This window comes from Rhodococcus sp. W8901 (assembly GCF_013348805.1).
Taxonomy (GTDB): Bacteria; Actinomycetota; Actinomycetes; order Mycobacteriales; family Mycobacteriaceae; genus Prescottella.
Genome location: NZ_CP054690.1, coordinates 1,715,365 through 1,737,787, shown reverse-complemented (window position 1 = coordinate 1,737,787; position 22,423 = coordinate 1,715,365). Strand labels below are relative to the sequence as shown.

Below are 22,423 nucleotides of genomic sequence, written 5' to 3'. Positions count from 1 at the left end.
TTCTCAATCACCTTCCGTGGTCTGGGCACTGCGTTGGTTCACGAGCCGGAGCGCGGCCGTCGGGCAGTACTGCACTGCCCGTTCGACGTCCGCGCGCATGTCGTCGGGGATCTCACCGTCGGCGATCTCGACCTGCCCGCGCTTGGGCACACGGAAGATGTCGGGCGCCTCGAGCTCGCACATCGCGTGCCCCTGGCACAGGTCCAGATCCACTTCGACCCTCATCACCCCTCGCTTCCCGGCGTCCGCCGGCGGTAGCGCACGCGGCACGGCTGCTCGAGCTGGACCACCATCTTGCTGTGGTCGTTGCGGTAGCTGTCGGCCGGCTGAGCCATCTCGAACTCGAAGTCCTGCAGCAGAATCGAGAAGATCGCCTTCAGCTGCATCAGCGCGAAGGCCGCGCCGACGCAGCGATGCCGCCCGGCCCCGAACGGGATCCAGGTCCACCGATTGACGATGTCCTCCTGGTTGGGGTCGATGTAACGACCGGGATCGAACACGTCGGGATTCGGGAAGTCCTCCGCGATCCGGTTCGAGATCGCCGGCGTGGCCGCCACCAGATCACCCTCGGCGATGCGATGACCCGCCACCTCGAAGTCGCCGCGGGCCACCCGCAGCAGCAGGATCAGCGGCGGGTGCAGCCGCAGCGTCTCCTTGAGCACCGACTCGAGGATCGGGATCTGCCGCAGCCCGGCGAACGTGATGTCGGAGCCGTCGCCGTACAGACCGTCGAGCTCGGCCGTCACCCTCTGCATGGAGTCGGGGTGGCGGAGCAGTTCGATCAGCGTCCATGCCGCGGTCCCGGACGTCGTGTGATGGCCGGCGAACATCATCGAGATGAAGATGCCGGTGATCTCGTCGGCGCTGAACCGCTCGGTGCCGTTCTCGTCCTTGATCGAGACGAGCACGTCGAGCATGTCTCGATCCTCCTTGCCGCGTGGAGGATTCGCGATGCGCTCCGCCATGATCTCCTGCACCAGCGCCACCAGCGCGATCCGGGCCTCGTCGCGGCGACGGAAGCTCTCGATGGGCGCGTACGGATCGACGAAGGCGATCGCGTCGGTGCCCTGCTCGAGCTCGTGGTAGAGCTGCGCGAACCGTTCGTCGAGCTGGTCGCGGAACTTCTTGCCGATCAGGCACGCCGACGACGTGTAGATGGTCAGTTCCGCGAAGAATTCGAGCAGGTCGATCTCGCCCTCGTCGTCCCACGCTTCGACCATGTGGGCGACCTCGTGCGAGATCGTCGCGGCGTGCCCCTTCATCTGCTCGCCGCGCAGCGCCGAGTTGTGCAGCATCTCCTTGCGCCGTTCCGGGCTGGCGTCGAACACCACACCCTCGCCGAAGATCGGTTTCATGAACGGGTACGCGGCCTGCTGGTCCAGCTCCTCGTCCGAGGAGCGGAAGAAGAACTCGTTGGCCTCCGCCCCCGACAGCAGCACCACATTGCGGTCGGCGAGCCGGAACGACCCGACGTCCCCGCATTCCGCACGCACCCGGCGCATCAGCGCGATCGGGTCGGCGCGCAGTTCCTCGAGGTGGCCGTGTTCGTGTTCGCCCCCGGACACGCGCCGGGGTTCGACGATGGTGGTCATTGGTCGTCCTTCCGCAGGGGCGCCTCGGGCTGGACCTCGACGAGCACCATGTGGGCACCGCGCGGGGTCGACACGACGGCGACGACGGCCGCCGCGATGTCCGACGCCCGCAGGAAGTAGGGGTGGCGGGCGAAGCCCCACTTGGACCAGGCCTCGAGCATCGGCCCGACGACCTCGGGGGTGGAGTCCATGCCCATCCCGGTCAGGGTCGGTCCGGGTCGCACGATCGAGGCGCGAACCCCGGTGCCCTCGAGTTCCATTCGCATCTGCCGCCCCATCGCTTCGAGCCCGGTCTTGGCGGCGTTGTAGGCGCCCATCCCCGGCCGCGGCATGTCGGCGCAGTCGGATCCGATGAGGACGAAGTCGCCGCGACGGCGCTCGATCATCCCCGGCAGCACACGGTTGACCAGCCGCTGGGCGCCGACGAGGTGGACGTTCACCTGCGCGAGGAAGCTGTCGGGATCCATCTCGTGGGCCTCCGAGAACACCAGGTCGCCGGCGCCGGAGAGCACGATCTCGGCGGGGCCCAGTCGCTCCTCGGCGCCGGTGACGAATCGGTCCACCGAGGCGGTGTCGGTGACGTCGAGGTGCAGCGCGACCGCCTCGTCACCGTTGCTTCGGATCTTGTCCGCGATCTCCTCGCACTGTTCGGTTCGGCGGGCACCGAGCGCCACCGGATGGCCGAGTTCGGCGAGGGCGTAGGCGGTTGCGGTCCCGATGCCCGACGATGCGCCGGCTATCAACGCCGGTCGCCGTTCCGGATGGGGTTCGAATCTAGGCACTGCGCACCTTCACTTTCGTGGGGAGAGAGGCAAATCCTCGAACATTGGTGGAATGGACTCGTACCGAACGGGACTCGTCGATCTCGAACTCCTCGACACGGTCGGCGAACTTCGCCAGGGCGATGTTGGCCTCGAGCCGCGCGAGATGCGCGCCCAGGCAGAAATGGGTGCCGCTGCCGAAGCTGGCGAGCTTGTTGCTGCTGTCCCGGGAGATGCGGAACTCGTCGGCGTCCTCGAACGCCCGGGAGTCCCGATTGGCGGATCCGACGAGCAGCAGAACACGGTCGCCCGCCGGGATGGTCTGCCCGTGGAACTCGAGGTCGACGGCCGCAGTGCGCGCGAGGATCTGGCTCGACGTGTCGTAACGCAGCGTCTCCTCGACCCACTGCGGGGCGAGGGCGCGGTCGCGCAGCACCGCCGCCGCCTGGTCCGGATGACGTGCACCCCAGTACAGCGCGTTGCCGAGGAGCTTGGTGGTGGTCTCGTTGCCGGCGACCACCATGAGGAACATGAACCCGATGATCTCCTCGTCGGTGAGCTTGTCGCCGTCGATCTCCGCGTCGATGAGCGCCGACGTGAGGTCGTCGGCCCGGTTCCGCCGCCGCTGCCCGAGCATCTCGACGTAGTAGGTGATCAGCTTGATCGACGACTCGAACGCGGCGGGCGGGATGTCGAGGACGCCGTCCTCGCGATGGACGACCAGGTCGGCGAGCCGGCGCAGTTCCGCGCGGTCCGATTCCGGCACGCCCATCAGTTCCGAGATCACGTCCATCGGTAGCTTGCCGGCGAACTCGGAGATCCAGTCGAACTCCCCCGCATCGAGCGCGGGCTCGAGGTACTGGCGCGTGAGTTCCGTTATCCGGCCCTCGAGTTCGGCGACACGCCGCGGTGTGAACCCACGCGAGACCAGCTGACGCATCCGCATGTGCCGCGGATCGTCCATGGCGAGGAACGACATCGTCCGGTGCGCGTGCGGCCCGTACGCGGCCGGGTCCAGCGAGACACCGTTCGCGCTCGAAAGACGTTTGCTGTCACGGAAACCGGCCATCACATCCGCGTGGCGCGACAGCGCCCAGAAGGACATGTCGACGTTGCGGTACAGCGGGTGCTCGTCCCGCAGTCGCGCGTAGACCCGATACGGGTCGTTGTGGAAGTCGTAGTCGTACGGGTTGAACGTCACGGGGTCGAGTGACGCCCCGGATGTGGACGCTGTGGTCATCGAGTCACTCCAGGATCAGCTTGACGGAAGTTTCGAGTCGATCGGCAAGTCGTTGGTAGGAGCCGTATCCCATGCCGGCGTGCACGAGCGCCCCCGAGTAGAGAAGTTCGAGCGTCTCCACCAGATCGGGATCGGGACCCGGACCGAGGGCGTCGCCGAGGCGCCGACGGATCTCGATTCCGATACGGGTCCGCAGATGTTCCACGTCCGGGTCCCGGCCGAGCAGCGCGCTGGTCACGGCGCCGGCCAGTGCGGGTTCGTCGACCATCAGCAGTGCGATCCCGCGCAGCACCGCGACGACCCGATCGATGCGACCGCCGTCGACCGGGTCGGGCTCCGGCGCCTGCGCCAAACGCCGCCAGAACACCTCTGCGACAAGATGTTCCTTGGAGGAGAAGTACGTGTAGGCCGTGGCCGGCGCCACCCCGGCCCTCGACGCCACCGCGCGGACCGTGAGTCCCGCGAACCCCTCCTCGTGCAGCACCGCGACCGCCGACGCGGTGAGGCGGTCGACCGTGTCGGCCTGCCGTTCACTGAGGCGACGGCGTGTCGATTCGAAGTGCACATAACTGGACACATGTCTGGACATTACTACCTTCCCGTACTAGCGTCCAGACACATGTCCAGACAGCTCGCGACGACAGCAGGAGTGGCACCCTCATGACACTTCGACCTACCGACAGTTCCGCGCTTCTTACCGACGGCAAGCTCGTCCCCGGCGCGGGCGGCGTGTTCGACGTGATCGATCCCGCGACCGAAGAGGTCCTGGGACACGCGGCCGAGGGCACCGAATCCGATATGGACGCGGCCATCGCGGCGGCGCGACACGCGTTCGACGACACCACGTGGTCCCGCGATCACGCCTTTCGCGCGCGGTGTCTGCGGCAACTGCGCGACGCCCTGCAGTCGCACGTCGAGGAACTCCGCGAGATCACCGTCGCCGAGGTCGGTGCACCCACGATGCTCACCGCGGGCCCCCAGTTGGAAGGTCCGATCGCCGACCTGGGGTACTTCGCGGACCTGGCCGAGTCCTATTGCTGGGAAACCGATCTCGGGGTGGCGTCGCCGATGGGCATCCGGACCCATCGTCGGCTCCTCAAGGAGGCGATCGGCGTCGTCGGCGCGATCACCCCGTGGAACTTCCCGCACCAGATCAACTTCGCGAAGATCGGCCCCGCCCTGGCCGCGGGCAACACCTTGGTGCTCAAGCCCGCGCCCGACACCCCGTGGTGTGCGGCGCTGGTCGGCACGGTGATCGCCGAGGAGACCGACATCCCGGCCGGCGTGGTCAACATCGTCACCTCCACCGACCACCGGCTCGGCGCCCAGCTCTCTCGGGACCCGCGGGTGGACCTGATCTCGTTCACCGGCTCCACGGCGACGGGCAAGGCGGTCATGGCCGCGGCGGCGGAGACCCTCAAGAAGGTCTTCCTCGAGCTCGGCGGCAAGTCCGCGTTCGTCGTCCTCGACGACGCCGACCTGGCCGCGGCGTGCGCGGTCGCCGCGTTCACCGTCTGTACCCATGCCGGCCAGGGCTGTGCGATCACCACCCGGCTGCTGGTGCCGCGCGAACGCTACGACGAGGCCGTCGCCGCCACCGCCAAGACGATGTCGAGGATCCGTCCCGGCAACCCGGCCGCGCAGGGAACCGTCTGCGGACCACTGATCTCCGCGCGCCAGCGCGCCCGTGTGGAGAGCTACCTCGAGCTGGCCGTCGAGGAGGGCGGGACGATCGTCGTCGGTGGCGGCCGGCCCGCCGAGCACGAGCGCGGATTCTTCGTCGAACCCACCCTGATCTCCGGGCTGGACAACTCCTCGCGGGTGGCTCAGGAGGAGATCTTCGGGCCGGTCCTGGTGATCCTCCCCCACGACGGCGACGACGACGCCGTGCGCATCGCGAACGACTCCCCCTACGGGCTGTCCGGCTCGGTGTGGGGCACCGACAGAGGACGTGTCGACCGAGTTGTTGCGGGCGTGCGCACCGGCACCCTCGCTGTCAACGGCGGCGTCTGGTACGCCGCCGACGCACCGTTCGGCGGGTACAAGCAGTCCGGTATCGGCCGCGAGATGGGTGTGGCCGGATTCGAGGAGTACCTGGAGACCAAGCTCGTCGCGGAACCCGCAACGGCATAGAGCGAGTCGACGTAAGGAGAACGGACATGGGACGTTTCGACGGACGCACCGCCATCGTCACCGGCGCCGCGCAGGGCATCGGCGAAAGCTACGCCCGCGCACTGGCCTCCGAGGGTGCCGACGTGGTCGTCGCCGACCTCAACCGCGAGCTCGGCGAGACCGTCGCCAAACAGATTTCCTCGGACGGCGGATCGGCGGTGTTCAAGGAAGTGGATGTGGCCGAGCCGGATTCGGCGCTCGAGCTGGCCTCGTTCACGATCGAGAAGTTCGGCCGCATCGACCATCTCGTCAACAACGCCGCGATCTACGGCGGCATGAAGCTCGATTCGCTGCTGACGGTGCCGTGGGACTACTACAAGAAGTTCATGAGCGTGAACATGGACGGCGCACTGAACGTGTGCCGGGCCGTCGTGCCACACATGCGGGCGAGCGGCGGCTCCATCGTCAACCAGTCGTCCTCCGCCGCCTGGGTGTACTCCAACTTCTACGGGCTGGCGAAGGTCGGCATCAACGGTCTCACGCAGCAGCTCGCGTTCGAGCTGGGCTGGTCCAACATCCGGATCAACGCCATCGCACCCGGTCCGATCGATACCGAGGCCACCCGCACCGTCACGCCCGGCAACATCGTCGCGGACATGGTCAAGCGGATTCCTTTGCAGCGCATGGGCACCCCCGACGACCTGGTGGGCATGTGCCTGTTCCTGCTCTCCGACGAGGCGAGCTGGATCACCGGCCAGATCTTCAACGTCGACGGCGGGCAGGTGATCCGGTCGTGAGCACCGCACTTCCCACCGTCGGTTACATCGGCCTGGGCAATATGGGCGCGCCGATGGCGACCCGCCTGCTCGAACGGCCGGGCACACTCGTCGTGTGCGATGCCCGTGCCGAGGCACTCGAACCGTTCACCACGGCCGGCGCGATCGCCGCGGCCACGCCGGCCGAGGTCGCCGACCGGACGACGGTCATCTCGGTGACCGTCCTCGACGACACCCAGGTCCGCGACGTCGTCACTGGGCCGGACGGCATCCTGGCCACCGCCCGCCCAGGCACGGTGATCGCCGTGCACTCGACCATCAGCGACGTGACCGCTGTCGAACTCGCCGACGCCTGCCGGGCACGTGGCGTCGACCTCGTCGACGCTCCCGTCAGCGGGGGCGCTCCCGGGGCCCGGCAGGGACGACTGGCGGTCATGGTCGGCGGCAGCGACGACGCGTTCGAGTCGGTGCGGGAGCCGTTCGGCCACTTCGCCGAACTGGTGATCCATGCGGGACCGGTGGGTGCCGGCACCCGGATGAAGCTGGCACGCAACCTGTTGCACTTCGTCTCGTTCACCGCCGCATCCGAGGCCCAGCGTCTGGCCGAGGCCGCCGGGCTGGACATCCGGGCACTGGGCAAGGTGGTGCGCCACACCGACGCCATCACCGGCGGCGCCGGCGCGATCATGCTGCGCGACACCACGGCCCCCGTCTCCGACGACGACCCGTGGTTCTCGATCCTCTCCCACGTCCGCAACCTCGGCGAGAAGGACCTGGCGCTCGCGCTCGGCCTCGGCGACCGCTTCGACGTGGACCTGCCCCTCGCCCGGCGCGCCCTGACCGGACTCGGCCCGGGACTGGGCGTCGGCACCGGGGCCGCCGCGGACCATTCCACCCCCGATCAGAAGGAGCACGCATGACCCACCCGAACGGCGACGCGGCCGCGGCGGAGACTCGCGCGCGGGGAGTCGCGATGATGAACCAGGTGTACGGCTGGGAGATGCCGTCGGACGTGCCCGGCGACTTCTTCGCCGTCACCGCGGACCACCTGTTCGCCGACATCTGGACCCGGCCCGGGCTGAGCATCCGCGACCGGCGCCTGCTCCTCCTCGGCGCGATCGCGGCGCAGGGCCAGAGCGACGTCGCGAAGATCCAGATCAACGCCGCCCTCCACAACGAGGAGCTGACCGAGCAGCAGGTGGAGGAGGCCGCGATCTTCCTCTGTCACTACGTGGGCTGGCCCCTCGGCACCGGGCTGAACAACGCGTTGATCTCGGTCAAGGCCGACCGGAGGAAGGCGGCACGCGCGGCGGAGAAGCAGCGAGACGGATAGTCCGGCGATTCGGGCACGGCGACCGTCCTCGGCGCGGATACTAATTTATAGAACACGTTCTACCCGTTGCGCGTCGAAAGGATCTACCCCAATGTCCGAGGCAACCCCCGTTCGTCCCTTGTCCGCCGAAAGCATCGAGACCTGGGACTACGAGGCCGACGTCGTGATCGCCGGCTACGGCATCGCCGGCGTCAGCGCCGCCGTCGAGGCCGCCCGCGCCGGTGCGGAAGTCCTGGTCCTGGAGCGGGCCGGCGGCTGGGGCGGCGCGGCGTCGCTGGCCGGCGGGTTCATCTACATGGGCGGCGGCACCCCGCTGCAGAAGGCACTCGGGTTCGACGACACCCCCGAGAACATGAAGACGTTCATGATGGCGGCCCTCGGGCCCGGCGCCGACGAAGCCAAGATCACCGACTACTGCGAGGGCAGCGTCGACCACTACAACTGGCTGGTCGAGTGCGGCGTCCCGTTCAAGGAGAGCTTCTACGGCCAGCCGGGTTGGGAGACGCCGTTCGACGACGGACTCATGTACTCCGGCGGCGAGAACGCGGCGCCGTTCAACGCGATCGCCACCCCGGCCCCGCGCGGGCACGTCCCGCAGATGGCCGACAAGAAGGTGGGCGAGAAGGGCGGCGGCTACATGCTGATGAAGCCGCTCGTGGAGACCGCGGAGAAGCTCGGCGTCCGCGCCCAGTACGACATGCGGGTACAGACGCTGATCACCGACGCCTCCGGCCGCGTCGTGGGTGTGCAGGCCAAGCAGTACGGCAAGGATGTCGTGGTCCGCGCGCGCAAGGGTGTCGTCCTCGCGACCGGCAGCTTCGCGTACAACAAGGACATGGTCGAGGCGTTCGCACCGCGGCTGATCGGGCGTCCCGGCGCCGCGATCGAGGAGCACGACGGCCGCTCGATCCGCATGGCGCAGGCCCTCGGCGCCGACCTGGCGCACATGGACGCCACGGAGGTCGCGTTCTTCGGCGACCCGCAGATGATGGTGCGGGGCATCCTCGTCAACGGCCGCGGCCAGCGTTACGTCAACGAGGACACCTACCCGGGCCGCATCGGTCAGCTCACGTTGCTGCAGAACGACAATCAGGCGTACCTGATCATCGACGAGGACGCGTACGAGGAGGCGAAGACGACGCCGTCGTCCACACCGTTCTTCCGCTTCCAGCCCAAGTGGGTGGCCGAGACGGTGGAGGAACTCGAGTCCGAGATGGGCTTGCCGGAGGGCACCCTGCAGTCGACGGTCGAGGTCTACAACAAGCACGCCGAGAACGGTCAGGACCCGGTCCTCGGTAAGAAGCCCGAGTGGGTCAAGCCCATCGGTTCGCCGATCGCTGCACTGGACCTGCGCAACTTCACCGCGGGTTTCACGCTCGGCGGCCTGCGCACGAACACCAACTCGGAGGTGCTGCACGTGTCGGGCGATCCCATCCCGGGGCTCTTCGCGGCCGGACGCTGCACCGCCGGTGTCTGTGCGTGGGGCTACGCGAGCGGCACGTCTCTGGGCGACGGCAGCTTCTTCGGCCGTCGGGCCGGGATCAGCGCGGCCAAGGGCTGACAGTCGGACGACGGGGAGGCCGCCCGGCGGTCACGCCGGGCGGCCTCCGTCGCCGTGGATCAGCATCACCGCGGCTCGAACCATCTCGACGTCTCCCGCTTTCGTCCGCCGCACCCCGATCTCCGAACGCACGACGGCGGATCCTTCGAGGAGGCTGACAACGTTCTCCGCCAACGCTGTTCGCCGATTCGCGGGCAACGCCGGCCGGGCACATGCAATCAGGTCGGCGACGTGTCCGACGTACGTGCGATAGAAGGCGCGCACCACCGCCGCGGTCTGCTCGTCCCCCCCGGCGATCGCCCAGATTTCCCGAAACAGCCGTAGACAGGCCGGGTCGTCCTGCTCGGACAGGAGCACCCGGAGCATCCGCGTGGTGTCCTCGCGTGTCACGGTTCTCGCGTCACCGCCGCCGACCGGCTGCCCCGTGGCGGCGGACAGGCGCGCCAGCGAACGATCGAGTGCACGGTCGAGCACCGCCCTGATCAGGTCGGCGCGGGTGGGAAAGTAGTGCTGCAGGTGGCCGATCCGCACCCCGGCCTCCGCGGCGAAGTCCCGCAGCGCGGCGTTCGCATTGCCCCGCGTGGTGAGCACACGTTCGGCGGCGTCGAGCAGCTCGGCCTGCCGCTGCGCGCCCTTGGACATGGTCATGACGTCAATACTTCCACCCCCTGCTCCTCGAGCTCCCGCAGCGCGGAGTCGAGACGCGGATGCAGTTCTGGGAAGGTGACTCCGGCGACCGCGTCGGCAGCGAGCACCCGGCGGAGCCCCAGAAATCCACCGACCGCGGTGAGATGCGCCTGTCCGCGGGGATCGACGATGGTCGCGGACGTGGCGGTGGCATCACCGGCCACGTCGATGCGGATCTGTGCGCTACCCCCGTCGCCCGGTGAGTACAGCAGGGATCGGCGCACCGAGGTCCATCGTTCGCCGCGGCCCCACCGAAACAACCCGACCTTCTTCGCCGCAAGGAGGGCGGTCGTGGCCGAGTTCGAGCTGAAACCGATCCGCGTCGTCGCGGTGTCCACCCCCAGCGTCAACGGCAGTGTGAACTGCTCGGGGGTGTCGAGGCGCGCGACCTTGGTCCGCGAACCGCCGATGTCCACCCATCGGGTGTCGGAGAGCGGCGCCACGGTCACCGGAACGCCGGAGCGCCGCACCTCGTAGTCGTAGCCGAGCCGATCGATGAAGTCCACAGAGTCGATCCCGGCAGAATCCTTCACGTCATATCGGATCGCGATGTCGACCGACGTCGCGTCACCGCCTCGTTCGGCGACGAGGGCGGCCGCCACGATACTCGTGACGCCGCCCATCCAGGACGACGAAAGCAACACCGGTGCAGTCGGTTCGGCGAGGGCTGCGACCGTGACCGCGCGCGTGAGGCGAGAGGTCCACCGCGTGATGTCGACGTAGGGCACGCCGCCCCTCACCGCAGCCCGGAGCACCCGATCGCCCGGGTCGTTGACCGCACCGACCACGGCGCGGACACCCGCTGCGAAGGGTTCCGGGTCGGACAGGTCCCAGCGCCGCACGGACGCCCCGTGCCGCTCGGCCAGGAGGGCACCCCTGTCCGGGTTGCGACCGGTGAGGAGCAACGGCCACTCGGGTCCGGCGAGGTCGGCCAGGGCCGCTCCCACGGTGCCGTATCCGCCGACGATCAGGACCGGTCCGGCGGGGTCGTGCGCGAGTTCGTCGTTCATGAGATCAAAAATAGGTCATATGACCAATTCTGTCGAGGTGCGCAGACTTCGTCCGGTCGGGGTGCTCGCGTGGTGGACATGACGGACGTTTCGGTCCGGCATGTCGGCGCGGGCTGACCTGCGGACCCCGCGGGGGGATACTCGGAGAAGACCGCCGCCCATCGAGGCGGAGTCCGACCGTTCGGGGATGTTCACATGGCCGACTCCCAGACTGCCGACGGGAACGACCTCGTCGTCGACGCGCTCGAAGCCGCCGGCGTCACTACGATCTACGGCGTCGTCGGCATCCCGATCACCGACCTCGCCCGCACGGCGCAGGCCCGCGGCATCCGGTATCTCGGGTTCCGCAACGAGCAGGCCGCCGGGCACGCCGCGGCGGCCGCCGGCTACCTCACGGCGCGTCCCGGCATCTGCCTCACCGTGTCCGCGCCCGGCTTCCTCAACGGCCTCGTCGCGCTCGCGAACGCCACCACCGACTGCTTCCCGATGATCCAGATCAGCGGGTCCAGTGACCGTTCGATCGTCGACCTGCAGCAGGGCGACTACGAGGAACTCGACCAGCTGGCGGCGGCGCGACCGTTCGCCAAAGCCGCCTACCGGGTCGACTCCCCCGCCATGATCGGCGTCGGCGTCGGACGTGCGATCCGCGCGGCGGTCTCGGGCCGCCCCGGCGGGGTGTACCTGGATCTGCCGGCGCGGGTCCTGACGGCGTCGGCACCGCGCACGCCCCGACCCCCCATCGTCGATCCGGCGCCGCGTCAGATACCGGCACCCGACGCGGTCACGCGCGCGATCGACCTGCTCGAGCAGGCGCAGCGCCCGCTGATCGTCCTCGGCAAGGGTGCGGCATATGCCCGCGCCGACGCCGACATCCGCGCGTTCGTGGAGGCCACGGGCGCACCGTTCCTGCCGATGTCGATGGCGAAGGGTCTGCTGCCCGACGATCACCCGCAGTCCGCGGCCGCGGCCCGCTCCCTGGTCCTGCGCAGCGCCGACGTCGTGGTGCTCGTCGGCGCGCGCCTCAACTGGCTGCTCGAGCACGGCGAGCCACCGCAATGGTCGCCCGACGCCCGGTTCGTACAACTCGACATCAGCGCCACCGAGTTCGACAGCAACCGTCCGATCGCGGCCCCGGTCCTCGGCGACATCGCGTCGTCGACGGCGTCGCTGCTGGCGGCGTTGCGCCCGGGACGGATCACCCCGGCACCGGACTGGCTGCGCGAGATCGACGAACGCAAGCGCGTCAACACCGAGAAGATGGAGGCCCGACTGTACGCCGACGCGCATCCGATGAACTTCGCGGTAGCGCTCCGCGCGATCCGGGACGTGCTGGACACACACCGCGACGTGATCGTCGTCAGCGAGGGCGCCAACACTCTCGACAACGCGCGCAACATCATTCCGATCCACCGTCCCCGGTATCGACTCGACACCGGAACGTGGGGCGTGATGGGCGTCGGCCTCGGCTATGCGATCGCCGCGGCCGTGGAGACCGGCGCGGCGGTGGTCGCGATCGAGGGCGACAGCGCCTTCGGCTTCAGCGGCATGGAGATCGAGACGATCTGCCGTTACCGACTTCGCGTGATCGTCATCGTGTTCGACAACGGCGGCGTCTACCGCGGTGACGAGATCAATACGCGCTCAGCGGATCCGGCCCCGACGGTGCTGCTGCACTCGAGCCGCTACGACACGCTGATCGAGGCCTTCGGCGGCGTCGGCTACCACGCCGAGACCCCCGACGAGGTGGCGTCCGCGCTCCGTTCCGCCCTCACCACGACCGATCCGGCCCTCATCCACTGTGTCATCGATCCCGCGGCCGGCACCGAGAGCGGGCATCTACAGAAGCTCAATCGTCCGGTGCACGAGGAGGAAACATGACCGAACACGATCCCGGCGGCCATCTCGATCCCACCAAACCACAAGCCCTCGAGGGCATCACCGTCGTCGACTTCACGCACGTGCTGTCGGGACCGACCTGCACGCGCATGCTCGCCGACGCCGGCGCACGAGTGATCAAGATCGAGCGGCCCGGCATCGGTGACGACACCAGGCAGATGGGCCCGTTCGCCGACGACGGCAGTTCCGAGTACTACCGCCTCGCGAACGTCGGAAAGGAGAGCATCGCACTGAATCTCAAGGATCCCGACGACATAGCGGTGGTCCGGACGATGATCGCGCACGCCGACGTGGTGGTCGAGAACTTCCGGCCCGGGGTGATGGCGGGCCTCGGCCTGGCTCCCGACGATCTCGTCGCCGAGCATCCGCGGCTGATCGTGTGTTCGGTGTCGGGGTTCGGCCAGTACGGCCCGATGCACCAGGAGTCGGCCTACGACACCGTGATCCAGGCGTTGTCGGGAATCATGGACGCCACGGGTTGGCCGGACGGTCCGGCGACCCGGGTCGGCACGTCGATCTCGGACATCATCGCGGGGGTCATGGGCTACTGCGGCATCGTCACCGCCCTCGTCGCCCGCGAACGCACCGGCCGCGGCACCACCATCGACGTCGCGATACTCGACAGCACGTTCGCGATTATGGAGCACGGACTGATGGACGCCCTCGGCCCACGCGTGCGGCCGACACGGCTCGGCAACCGGCACCCCTTCATGTACCCGTTCGACACGTTCGAGTGCCGCGACCGCCCCATCGCGATCGCCGTCGGCAACGACCACCTCTTCGAACTCATGTGTGAGGCAATGGGACTGACCGATCTTCCGTCGGACCACCGGTTCGCCACCAATGTCGACCGCTGCACCAATCACGCGGAACTCAAGACCGCGATGGAGGACGTGCTCAAGTCCGACACCGGCGAGGCATGGCGAGGACGGCTGATCGAGGCGGGCGTGCCGGTGGGGATCGTGCTCAACGTCGACGACACCCGCAAGCTGGACCAGATCGCGGTACGCGGGATGATCAAGAACGTCGGCGGCTTCGACGTCCCCGGCACGCCGCTCAAGTTCGGGACCTGGGACTCGCTGGGATCGACCATTCCGTCGCCGACGCTCGACGACTGCGGCGACGCCCTGCGCCGGGAGTTCGCGCCGCGTCCCGGGGCGTGAGGATCAGCCGCGGGGCGTGAGCGTGACCGTGGCCTCCTGCCGCGGTCTGGGCGCGACTGCAGTGCGAGGTCCGCCGCCCGTTTCTCGCCGGCCTTCTCGCCACCGTGGTCGGCGTCGCCGTCGGGAATCTGGTGCGGATCGTGTTCCTCAGCTTCGAAACCCATCAGGGGATCGGCACCTACGCGCTCGCGCTACTGCTCGGTCTCGTCGTGTCGGCGATCTGGGGCGCCGTCGTCGGTCTGATCGTCGGCGGAGTTCAAGCCCTCGATGCACGAATCCGCCAAACGGCCGAACCGACCGTCGCCCGGCGGACGCGGACGCGCCGACCCGCGAAGGCCGCGGCACGCTGATCCGTAGCGTCACACCTCGGGCGCGGTGACACGGACGAGCTGCGCCGATGCGACAAGCGCAGCGCCCTTCGATTCCATCCGACAACCACTCGATATCGGGTATGGAAAGGCCGCCAAAGTGGTTGTAACCAATCAATACTCATCGCTCTGACACTCAGCACTCCGACCGACTGGGGCTGGCATCCTAATCGACACCCCAGAGGGGCTCGAGTAACGCACACTGGGCGGGGATGGGCGTCAAGTCGTCAAGTCGTCAAGTCGAGCAAGAGCTGCGCGGCGCAACTCTTTGGTGAGTGGTCTACGGTCTGCGGATCGAGTAATCAGATCAACCTGGCAAAGGTCCACGTCAGCAATGTCTCGGTAGGTGACGCCGTCGTGTTGATAGCGATTGGCCACCGATTGCGCGGTGATCATGACATTGCCGCCGAGCGCAACGCCGTTGATCGCCTCCTCCATTGTTGCTGCCCAGCAACCATACTGAACGATCCGCCCGCTGGGACGAGGGTCTACCACCCACTCCTTCGTCCACTCACGGGCGATGCCTTTTGCGCCGACGACCGCGTAGCCGTCGAGGTCCCCGAGGGTCAATACCCCATACGTCGCGAGTGGCGAGTCGACTGGCACCGCCGCCACCCGCTTCTCTCGATGCACAACAATGCGGTCCAACTTGTCCGCCATCTCTCGATAGGGTGGACGGGCGAGAGACGCATCGACGTCACCACGAGCCAGTCGCGAAAGCTGATCACCCCACTCGAGTTGGATGAACTGCAGCCGAGCACCGGGGTTCTTCGCCGCGAAGTCCGCCAGAAAACCCTCGTCTCTCCGGCCGGGAAAGCCATTGATGAACCCGATTCGCAGGACCTCCTGGTCGGTCCTTTCTCCCAGCGCGATGCGCGAAGACGCCAGCGCGGCGCCCGCATGCACCATGAACTTCCTGCCACGGTCGGTGAGCCGGATCGGGGTGGTGCCACGCTCGACCAACTTGTAACCCACGGCGCCCTCCAGGCGTTGGATCTGCTGGGTCATCGCCGGCGGTGTGACGAACAATCGCGCCGCCGCACGCGCGAAGCTTCCCTCTTCGATCAGCACCTCCAACGAATTGACCAAAGCCAGATTCAAGAACGAGGACACAACCGACTCCTCCGATGAAGCAACTACTTAACCCTGTGTCGTGGATCTCAATTTACTGGTCAGCCGCACGGTGTCAAGGTGTTTGAGACCGGAAGAAATCCAAGAGCCGGAACATGATCGGGCCTTCAACCACCCGAAAGCCATCCAAGACGGGAACCCATGTCAGCAACTGCGAAGTCTCCTCAACGAGCACTCATCACCGGCGCCGCATCCGGAATCGGCTATGCGATTGCCGAGCAACTCATCGCCTCCGGAGCCTCCGTCCTTGCCTTCGATCTGGACAAGGACGGTCTGGCCGCGGCGGCCGAGAAGCTCGGAAGTTCCTACACAACGTTTTCCGGCAGCGTCGCTGAACCAGACGACGTCAAAGCCGCGGTGGAGAAGGCCGAACTTTCCCTCGGGGGAATCGACAGCCTGTTCAACGTCGCGGGCGGACTGCGCCCCGCCCCCATCACTGATCTCGCCGAAGCCGACTGGCACTTCACCATGGACGTGGTGCTCACTGGCGTCTACCTCTGTACCAAATACGTCGCGCAGTCCATGATCCGGACGGGAGTCGGTGGCGCGATCGTCAACATCTCCTCGGTCAACGCACACCTACCCCTGTACGGCGGAAGCGCTTACGCCGCGGGCAAAGCCGGCGCGGAGATGTTCGGCAAGAACGCCGCACTGGAGCTGGCCCGGCACGGAATCCGCGTCAACACTGTGCTTCCCGGACTCGTCGAGACTCCGATGGCGGGTTTCATCCTCGAGAACGAAGGCATCATGGACGAGTTCTATGCGAATGCCGTTCTCAAGCGTCCTGCACAGCCCGCAGAGCTCGCCGCTCCCGCAATCTTCCTGGCGGGAGCGGGCGCCAGTTACATCACCGGCACCAGCCTTGTTGTCGACGGCGGCTACGAAGTCGGCAGCTACCCCGACCTCAGCAAGTACCTTTAGGGAGAGAACAACAATGAGCACAGCATTTTCCGACCTGCCGGCAGCAGCCCCCCGAACCTCGTACGAGGAGGAGTTCGTCCACATGATGGACGACATCGACACCCTCATCGACAGCACCACCAATCCCATCCACCGCAAGATTCTTGTCAACTACCGCCGCCACGGCCTGTTGGAGGTGTCGGGACGCTACGACGAACTGCTCGCTCCCAATATGACCGTCGACTCGCCTCACTACCGGGTCTTCGAAGGCGGCCAAGGTGTGATCCTCGACGGAATGACCGAGGTTCGCGGCTTCTACCAGACACTGGCCGGCATGGACATGCTGGTGATGTGGACGGGCAAGCAGAAGATGGCGGTCGCGGACTGGGGATTCGCCGGCGAGGCGGAATTCAGTCAGTTTGTTCCGGGAAAGATGCTTGGTGACAACGTCTTCGGCAGTCTCGATGAGAGCACGTCCAGCAGTGCTTCGGAGTACGACGCTGACGCGTACTACCTGGTCCGTCGCACGCTCGCATTCGTCTGGCACTACGACAACGACGTCCGATTGATCGGAGAGCACGTTTACGAGGATGCAAGTTCCAAGACTGTCAACAAGGTTGCGCCTGAGGACGTCATCAGCGGTTCCCGAGCCACAGAGTTGCTCGAGTCCGTGATCGACAAGTACGAACTCCCGGAGTAGCGAACGCAAGAAGCCCGTCGTGATGGTGGATCCTGACGTCAGGTTTCACCATCACGATCGGGTCCGACCACACCGAACGGGTGTGAGGCAGCCTTCGGGCGAGAGTATCGAGTGAAGGCTGGCTCCTTGTTTCGTCCACACTCGAACTGCCATCGGATGTCAGGTCAATCTCTGAGCGTAATGTGGCGCACCGAAACCTGGGCGCCAGTCCCCATCAGAAGTACCGGATGAGCGAGTCCACGAGTATGTGTCCTCGTAGTACCGCAGTTCCTCGGCGTCGAGCACCACCTCACCGGGCCAGGTGGATTCGTCGTCGGCGAGCCAGTGGATGTAGCTCGTCGACTCCGGATCGTGCCGGCCAGTGCGGGACAGGTTCGTACCCGCACCGGTGTCGCGGCGCATGAAGAGCCGGAAGAAGCGCTCGGCATCCTGGTCCACCAGTGCTCACAGGTCGCGGGTGACCTGTTCGGGCACCACCTCGAAGACGGCGAGGCGGACGCCGTTGGTGTCGACGAATCTCGGTTCGGGAAGCATTCGATGTCTCCGGGAGACTAATTGAGGGACGAGACGGACTGCTTGATCTTCGGCACGGCGATGGACACCAGCGCGCCGAGTGCCGCAGCGCCCGCCGCGACGAGGAACGCACCTCGGAATCCGGCGGATTCGTAGGCAACACCCTGTCCGTCGGTCGCGAGCACGTAGTGGGCGAGGACGGTGAAGCCGATCGTGGAGATCAGCGTGCCGGCCAGGGTCTGCGCGACACCGACGAAGTTCGATCCGACGGCGCGCTCGGTCTCCGGGAGCGCCAGCAGAGCGAGATTGGGGACGGCGGCGTAGATCATGCAGCCGAGGCCGAACAGCATCCACGCGACGACGATGACCGCAGGAACCGTCGGAACGGCGGACAGGACGGCGGCCGCGATCGCGATGAACACCGCGCCGAAGATGAGGTGGTTGCGGAAGCCGATCGAGCGCGCGGTGGCCCCGACGATGAATCCACTTGCCACGATCATCAATTGGCCGGGCAGCAACCACCCCGCCATCTCGGTGGCGGACAGCCCGAAGCCGTACGGGGTGCTCTCCGGGGCCTGCAGCAGCATCGGGGTGAGGCTGGCCAGCAGGGTCGTGGCACCGTACGCGATGCCACCGCCGATGAGGGTGTACCGCAGGGCGGGCTTCGTGATCAGGTCGAGACGGATCAGTGGTTCCTCGGTGCGTCGCTCCCACCACACCCACACCGCGAATCCGACGAGGGCGATACCGACGCACGTGAGTGTGCGACCGTCGGTGAGGCCCCACTCCTTGCCGCGGGACAGTCCGACCAGGACGACGAACATGCTCGCCGCGAGCAGAACCGCGCCGAACCAGTCGATGCGTGCGTGTGCACGAATCGGGGTCTCGGGCACGAAGAAGAACGTCAGCAGGGCGCCGACCGCGCAGAATCCGAACGCGAACCAGAACACAGACCGCATACCCAGGTGGTCGATGAGCACACCGCTGAGCAGCAGCGCACCGACACCGACGGCACCGACACCCGTATTGGCGATACTGATCGAGATGGGCTGCAACCGGGTCGGGAACGTGTCCCGAATGAGGGTGTACCCCAGCGCGAGACAAGCAAAGCCGGCACCGGAGAGGAAGCGTCCGGCAACCAGGATCGGGAATGTCGGCGCGATCGCCGAGATCAACGCGCCCAGCGCACCGATCGCGGCGGTGACGACGAGCATCCTCTTCTTGCCGTACAGGTCGGCGAGTTTGCCGATGATGGGTGAGGCCACCGCGCCCGAGAGCGTGAAGGCCGTCATCACCCACACCACCTGGGTGGTCTGGAACTCGGCGGCAACCTTCGGCAGGGTCGGCGCGAAGAGCGAGAAGCCCAGCGCCGACTGCTCCGTGAGCAGGAGCAGGATCAGAAGCGTGCGAACCCAGTATCGGGTCGGCCGTTCGGTCGCGGCAGTGCGCGTGGACACCTGCGGTTCGTCGGATCCGCCGGCAGAGGTCGAAACAGACATGACATGACTCCCTTTCACTCGTGGGCTAGCGAATGACGAAGTGCTCCTCGATCGGAGTCCGGTGCTGCTGCCAGACGTCGACCAGGCGCCACGGGCTGGCCACGATCACGCGGCCGCTGTCGTTGCGGTAGTAGGTGTGGGCGCCGGGGGTGTGCGTCCAGACCGTCTTCTCCATGGCGCGATCGATCTCCTCGACGTACGCGTCGTACGCCGCGCAGGTCGGCTCGAGGGATCGTGCCCCGCGCTCGGCCAGCAGGTGCAGGCACTCGACGATGTAGTGGACCGCCACCTCGATACCGAAGTTGTTGCCGGCGCCATGGCTCGGGTTGGCATTGGGCGCCGAGGTGATGAACAGATTCGGGAACCCGGGCACGGTCCCACCGCGGTAGGCGCGCGGATCGTTACCGGCCCATTCCTCGGTGAGCAACTTGCCGTCCCGTCCCCGGATCTCCATGGTGGACAGGAAGTCCAGGTGGAAGCCGGTGGCATAGACGATGGCGTCGAGTTCGATCAGATCCCCGTCGGGGGTCACGATCCCCTCCGGTGTGACGCGGGCCGGCTCGGCCGCGACCACCTCGACGTGCTCGCGGGTGAGCGCCGGGTAGTAGCCGCCCGGATCCCGGATGATGCGCTTGCCGAACGGCGCGAAGTCGGGCGTCACCTTGGTCGCCAGCTCCGACCCGGCCCCGAAGGTCCGGTCGATGTAAGCGAGGCAGTCCTGCAGCAGCATGTCGTTGGCGCGGGAGATCGACAGGTGCGACGCGGCCCATTCGGGGTCGACGATCACCACCGGGTAGGCGCTGTCCGCCGATCCCCAGAACGCCTTGAGTCGCAGCCAGTTCGCGTAGTACGGCACGTGCCGAGAGAGCCATCGATGATGCTCGGGTACGTCGTCGCTGTCCCGCTTGCGGGGCGCGACCCAGTGCGGCTGCCGCTGGAAGAGCGTCAGGTGTCGCACGTCGTCGACGATCGAATCGACGATCTGGGCCGACGTGCAGCCGGCTCCGATCACCGCGACCCTCTTGCCGGTCAGGTCCAGGGCCGGATCCCACTCCCCCGAGTGGATGCTGATGCCCGCGAACGTCTTCCGACCCTCCACCGGAGGGAACTGCGGGCGGTTGAGGTAGCCCGCGGCGGTGATCACCGCCGCGGCGTGCTCGGTCGATCGAGTGCCGTCCGCGCTGCGCACGTGGATGTTCCACCGGTAGGACGCGTCGTCCCAGACCAGCGATTCCACCTCGGTGCCGAAGCGGGTGTGGCGGCGGATCCCGTGCCGGTCCGCGACGCCGCGCAGGTAGTCCTGGTACTCGCCGCCCTTCGGGTAGTAGCTGGTCCAGTCGGGGTTCAGCTCGGTCGACAGCGAGTAGTACGACGACGGCGTGTCGACCCCGACGCCGGGATAGTTCTGGATCAGCCAGGTTCCGCCGACGTCCTCGTTGCGCTCGTAGATCCGGTACGCGATGCCCTCCTTTGTCGCGGCGACGGCCGCCGCGATCCCCGCCAGGCCGCCACCGATGATCGCCACGTCCAGGTCGGCGGGCAGCGGCGTCGTGCGCGGGAGCACAGGTCGGGCGGAGTGGAATCCGCCCTGCTCGAGCAGCATCGGCAAGAACTCCTCGCCCATCGCCACCCCAAGTGCGAGCGGGGCGAGCCGGGCGAAGAAGGCCGGGTCGTCGGGCGCGAGGTCCGGCGCGGGCCGCTCCTCCGACCCGAGCACGTCCACCAAACGTTCGATGATCTCGGCGACCGTGTCGCTGTCCGCCACGGCCGCCATCTCGGGCGGGTCCGAGATGTGCGAGATGGCGTCGACGTGGTGATCGAGCACCGCATGATCACCCGTGAGCTGCGCGAGCACCGCCAACAGGACGGCCGGGTCAGCGAGGCGAAGGTGGGCCCGCAGCAGCCCGGGATCGACCGAGTCGTCTGCCGCGAACCGTGGTGCAGTGGTACTTGATGTCATGGGAATCTCCTTGCAGGCCTGAATGTCCGAGGCCTGGTGGCGTTCGTCGTGGAGCAGGAGTACCTACCGCATGACCGGGACCGGCGGCGGCGTGAATCGGGACATTAGGCCACCCGACAGCCCGTGTCCATACCAATATCCCGTTTAGCAGACTGTCAGTCTGACTTTTTGCCCAAAGGTCTACCGAAGACGTCCCGGGTGGGCTACCGTCCCACCATCGCCACCCGCGCGGAGCCCGCATCCGCGGATTCACCACACGAAAGGTGTTGCCTGTCATGGACCCTCTGCGATTCGACGGACAAGTCGCCCTCATCACCGGCGTGTCCACGTTCGGACTCGGGCTCGCATACGCCCGCCTCCTCGCCGCCCGGGGTTGTGCGGTGGTCGTCAACGACCTCGGCCGGGACTGGAGCGGGTCGGCCAGCACCCCCGGCACCGAGGAGGCCGTGCGGCTGATCACCGAGGACGGCGGTTCCGCGATCGGGGTCACCGGCGACGTCGTGACCGAGGCGGACGCGATCGTCCAGGCCGCCGTCGACGCGTTCGGGCGCCTGGACATCGTCATCAACAACGCGGGAGCCGGTGGCAACTTCGATACGTTGATCGACGTGCACCTCCGTGGCGCCAACCGGATCAGCGAGTCGGCCTGGACGCACCTGTCCGCCAACGGAAACGGACGCATCCTCAACATCTCGTCGAGCGGCAGCTTCGGCGCTCCGGCCATGCCGGGCTACGCCGCCGCGAAGGGCGGAATCCTCTCGCTCACCCGCACCCAGGCGATCCTCGGGACGCGGGACGGTGTCCGGTCCAACGCGATCCTCCCGTCGGCGTGGACGCGCTCCACCGCCGGGATCGAGCAGCCCGGATTCGGCGAGTTCCTGCAGTCGCACTTCCCGCCCGAAGCCGTTGCTGCATTCGCGACCTACCTGCTCCACGCCGACACGGCGATCACCGGCGAGGCGTTCGCCGTGGGCGGCGGTCTCGTCGCCCGCGTCGTTCAGGCCGAGACGGCCGGTGCACTGGCCTCCGACCACTCCCCCGAGAGCTGGCCCGCGCTGATCGATCAGGTGATGCAACCCGACGACATGATCATCCCGCCGTCCATGTGGTCGCACCTCGACGCGTTCGTCGGCCGCATGAGCCCCCAGGCGCGCGCGGACTGGGCCGCGGTGAAGATCGCGCCCGACGTCACCGGCAAGGTCCAGGCCTGACCCCCGATCA

At 67.4% G+C, this 22,423-nt stretch carries 22 protein-coding genes; 11 read left to right on the top strand and 11 right to left on the bottom strand.

The window, feature by feature from the left end:
- Positions 1-3 precede the first annotated feature (3 nt).
- The 5 genes from HUN07_RS08345 to HUN07_RS08325 are packed head-to-tail and all read right to left on the bottom strand — an operon-like array spanning position 4 to position 4,158.
- The gene (locus HUN07_RS08345) at positions 4-225 is read right to left on the bottom strand and encodes a ferredoxin (protein ID WP_114718565.1); all 222 of its coding nucleotides are present in this window, start codon (positions 223-225) and stop codon (positions 4-6) included.
- Complete coding sequence (locus HUN07_RS08340) at positions 225-1,592, bottom strand: cytochrome P450 (RefSeq protein ID WP_174909063.1); 1,368 nt, start codon at positions 1,590-1,592, stop codon at positions 225-227. Before HUN07_RS08340 ends, HUN07_RS08345 begins: the two co-directional genes overlap by 1 nt.
- Entirely contained in the window at positions 1,589-2,374 is a 786-nt protein-coding gene (locus tag HUN07_RS08335) for an SDR family oxidoreductase (protein ID WP_174909062.1), read from the bottom strand. Before HUN07_RS08335 ends, HUN07_RS08340 begins: the two co-directional genes overlap by 4 nt.
- The gene (locus tag HUN07_RS08330) at positions 2,367-3,593 is read right to left on the bottom strand and encodes a cytochrome P450 (protein ID WP_174909060.1); all 1,227 of its coding nucleotides are present in this window, start codon (positions 3,591-3,593) and stop codon (positions 2,367-2,369) included. Before HUN07_RS08330 ends, HUN07_RS08335 begins: the two co-directional genes overlap by 8 nt.
- A 4-nt stretch (positions 3,594-3,597) precedes the next feature.
- Positions 3,598-4,158: a TetR/AcrR family transcriptional regulator gene (locus tag HUN07_RS08325; protein ID WP_114718564.1), complete on the bottom strand. Its 561-nt coding sequence runs from the start codon at positions 4,156-4,158 to the stop codon at positions 3,598-3,600.
- A 95-nt stretch (positions 4,159-4,253) separates the two neighbouring features.
- Here HUN07_RS08325 and HUN07_RS08320 point away from each other — a divergent pair, with 95 nt between their 5' ends.
- The 5 genes from HUN07_RS08320 (at position 4,254) to HUN07_RS08300 (ending at position 9,375) form a co-directional block, all read left to right on the top strand.
- Positions 4,254-5,726, top strand: coding sequence for an aldehyde dehydrogenase (locus HUN07_RS08320; RefSeq protein WP_174909058.1), 1,473 nt, complete (start codon positions 4,254-4,256; stop codon positions 5,724-5,726).
- A gap of 26 nt (positions 5,727-5,752) precedes the next feature.
- A complete protein-coding gene (locus HUN07_RS08315) occupies positions 5,753-6,502 on the top strand; it encodes an SDR family oxidoreductase (protein ID WP_174909056.1) in 750 nt (249 codons plus the stop codon).
- Positions 6,499-7,401, top strand: a complete 903-nt coding sequence (locus tag HUN07_RS08310) for an NAD(P)-dependent oxidoreductase (RefSeq protein WP_302675479.1) — start codon at positions 6,499-6,501, stop codon at positions 7,399-7,401. Before HUN07_RS08315 ends, HUN07_RS08310 begins: the two co-directional genes overlap by 4 nt.
- A complete protein-coding gene (locus HUN07_RS08305; protein WP_114718386.1) occupies positions 7,398-7,814 on the top strand; it encodes a carboxymuconolactone decarboxylase family protein in 417 nt (138 codons plus the stop codon). The genes HUN07_RS08310 and HUN07_RS08305 overlap by 4 nt, the downstream gene beginning before the upstream one ends.
- Before the next feature lie 91 nt (positions 7,815-7,905).
- Positions 7,906-9,375: an FAD-dependent oxidoreductase gene (locus HUN07_RS08300; RefSeq protein ID WP_174909054.1), complete on the top strand. Its 1,470-nt coding sequence runs from the start codon at positions 7,906-7,908 to the stop codon at positions 9,373-9,375.
- 30 nt (positions 9,376-9,405) lie between these two features.
- Here HUN07_RS08300 and HUN07_RS08295 read toward each other — a convergent pair whose 3' ends face one another.
- Entirely contained in the window at positions 9,406-10,023 is a 618-nt protein-coding gene (locus HUN07_RS08295) for a TetR/AcrR family transcriptional regulator (protein WP_174909052.1), read from the bottom strand.
- Positions 10,020-11,072 (bottom strand): saccharopine dehydrogenase, encoded by a 1,053-nt coding sequence (locus HUN07_RS08290; RefSeq protein WP_114718383.1) that lies wholly within the window; start codon positions 11,070-11,072, stop codon positions 10,020-10,022. Before HUN07_RS08290 ends, HUN07_RS08295 begins: the two co-directional genes overlap by 4 nt.
- A gap of 195 nt (positions 11,073-11,267) precedes the next feature.
- Here HUN07_RS08290 and oxc point away from each other — a divergent pair, with 195 nt between their 5' ends.
- The 3 genes from oxc to HUN07_RS08275 all read left to right on the top strand — a co-directional run bounded on the left by oxc (position 11,268) and on the right by HUN07_RS08275 (position 14,481).
- The gene (gene oxc, locus HUN07_RS08285) at positions 11,268-12,950 is read left to right on the top strand and encodes an oxalyl-CoA decarboxylase (RefSeq protein ID WP_174909050.1); all 1,683 of its coding nucleotides are present in this window, start codon (positions 11,268-11,270) and stop codon (positions 12,948-12,950) included.
- A complete protein-coding gene (locus tag HUN07_RS08280) occupies positions 12,947-14,131 on the top strand; it encodes a CaiB/BaiF CoA transferase family protein (protein WP_174909048.1) in 1,185 nt (394 codons plus the stop codon). The genes oxc and HUN07_RS08280 overlap by 4 nt, the downstream gene beginning before the upstream one ends.
- A 104-nt stretch (positions 14,132-14,235) precedes the next feature.
- Complete coding sequence (locus HUN07_RS08275; RefSeq protein ID WP_254622849.1) at positions 14,236-14,481, top strand: hypothetical protein; 246 nt, start codon at positions 14,236-14,238, stop codon at positions 14,479-14,481.
- A gap of 237 nt (positions 14,482-14,718) precedes the next feature.
- Here the strand turns inward: HUN07_RS08275 and HUN07_RS08270 are convergent, their stop codons facing one another.
- The gene (locus tag HUN07_RS08270) at positions 14,719-15,612 is read right to left on the bottom strand and encodes a LysR family transcriptional regulator (protein WP_174909046.1); all 894 of its coding nucleotides are present in this window, start codon (positions 15,610-15,612) and stop codon (positions 14,719-14,721) included.
- Positions 15,613-15,771: 159 nt separating this feature from the next.
- On the opposite strand from HUN07_RS08270, the gene HUN07_RS08265 reads away from it, so the two are divergent.
- Entirely contained in the window at positions 15,772-16,551 is a 780-nt protein-coding gene (locus HUN07_RS08265) for an SDR family NAD(P)-dependent oxidoreductase (protein ID WP_174909044.1), read from the top strand.
- Between the two features lie 13 nt (positions 16,552-16,564).
- A complete protein-coding gene (locus HUN07_RS08260; protein WP_174909042.1) occupies positions 16,565-17,230 on the top strand; it encodes a hypothetical protein in 666 nt (221 codons plus the stop codon).
- A 159-nt stretch (positions 17,231-17,389) separates the two neighbouring features.
- Here the strand turns inward: HUN07_RS08260 and HUN07_RS08255 are convergent, their stop codons facing one another.
- From HUN07_RS08255 to HUN07_RS08245, 3 genes are all read right to left on the bottom strand, one after another.
- The gene (locus HUN07_RS08255; protein WP_174909040.1) at positions 17,390-17,668 is read right to left on the bottom strand and encodes a hypothetical protein; all 279 of its coding nucleotides are present in this window, start codon (positions 17,666-17,668) and stop codon (positions 17,390-17,392) included.
- A gap of 113 nt (positions 17,669-17,781) precedes the next feature.
- Entirely contained in the window at positions 17,782-19,242 is a 1,461-nt protein-coding gene (locus tag HUN07_RS08250; RefSeq protein ID WP_114718376.1) for an MFS transporter, read from the bottom strand.
- A 25-nt stretch (positions 19,243-19,267) separates the two neighbouring features.
- Entirely contained in the window at positions 19,268-21,202 is a 1,935-nt protein-coding gene (locus HUN07_RS08245; protein WP_174909038.1) for a flavin-containing monooxygenase, read from the bottom strand.
- Positions 21,203-21,477: 275 nt separating this feature from the next.
- Between HUN07_RS08245 and HUN07_RS08240 the strand changes: the two genes are divergently transcribed.
- Positions 21,478-22,413, top strand: a complete 936-nt coding sequence (locus HUN07_RS08240) for an SDR family oxidoreductase (RefSeq protein ID WP_174909036.1) — start codon at positions 21,478-21,480, stop codon at positions 22,411-22,413.
- The last annotated feature ends 10 nt before the right edge of the window (positions 22,414-22,423 follow it).

Coding starts and splice junctions, on each gene's coding strand:
- HUN07_RS08345 (WP_114718565.1), bottom strand. CDS start 225: ATGAGGGTCGAAGTGGATCTGGACCTGTGCCAGGGGCACGCGATGTGC.
- HUN07_RS08340 (WP_174909063.1), bottom strand. CDS start 1,592: ATGACCACCATCGTCGAACCCCGGCGCGTGTCCGGGGGCGAACACGAA.
- HUN07_RS08330 (WP_174909060.1), bottom strand. CDS start 3,593: ATGACCACAGCGTCCACATCCGGGGCGTCACTCGACCCCGTGACGTTC.
- HUN07_RS08320 (WP_174909058.1), top strand. CDS start 4,254: ATGACACTTCGACCTACCGACAGTTCCGCGCTTCTTACCGACGGCAAG.
- HUN07_RS08315 (WP_174909056.1), top strand. CDS start 5,753: ATGGGACGTTTCGACGGACGCACCGCCATCGTCACCGGCGCCGCGCAG.
- HUN07_RS08305 (WP_114718386.1), top strand. CDS start 7,398: ATGACCCACCCGAACGGCGACGCGGCCGCGGCGGAGACTCGCGCGCGG.
- HUN07_RS08300 (WP_174909054.1), top strand. CDS start 7,906: ATGTCCGAGGCAACCCCCGTTCGTCCCTTGTCCGCCGAAAGCATCGAG.
- HUN07_RS08295 (WP_174909052.1), bottom strand. CDS start 10,023: ATGACCATGTCCAAGGGCGCGCAGCGGCAGGCCGAGCTGCTCGACGCC.
- HUN07_RS08290 (WP_114718383.1), bottom strand. CDS start 11,072: ATGAACGACGAACTCGCGCACGACCCCGCCGGACCGGTCCTGATCGTC.
- oxc (WP_174909050.1), top strand. CDS start 11,268: ATGGCCGACTCCCAGACTGCCGACGGGAACGACCTCGTCGTCGACGCG.
- HUN07_RS08280 (WP_174909048.1), top strand. CDS start 12,947: ATGACCGAACACGATCCCGGCGGCCATCTCGATCCCACCAAACCACAA.
- HUN07_RS08265 (WP_174909044.1), top strand. CDS start 15,772: ATGTCAGCAACTGCGAAGTCTCCTCAACGAGCACTCATCACCGGCGCC.
- HUN07_RS08260 (WP_174909042.1), top strand. CDS start 16,565: ATGAGCACAGCATTTTCCGACCTGCCGGCAGCAGCCCCCCGAACCTCG.
- HUN07_RS08250 (WP_114718376.1), bottom strand. CDS start 19,242: ATGTCTGTTTCGACCTCTGCCGGCGGATCCGACGAACCGCAGGTGTCC.
- HUN07_RS08245 (WP_174909038.1), bottom strand. CDS start 21,202: ATGACATCAAGTACCACTGCACCACGGTTCGCGGCAGACGACTCGGTC.
- HUN07_RS08240 (WP_174909036.1), top strand. CDS start 21,478: ATGGACCCTCTGCGATTCGACGGACAAGTCGCCCTCATCACCGGCGTG.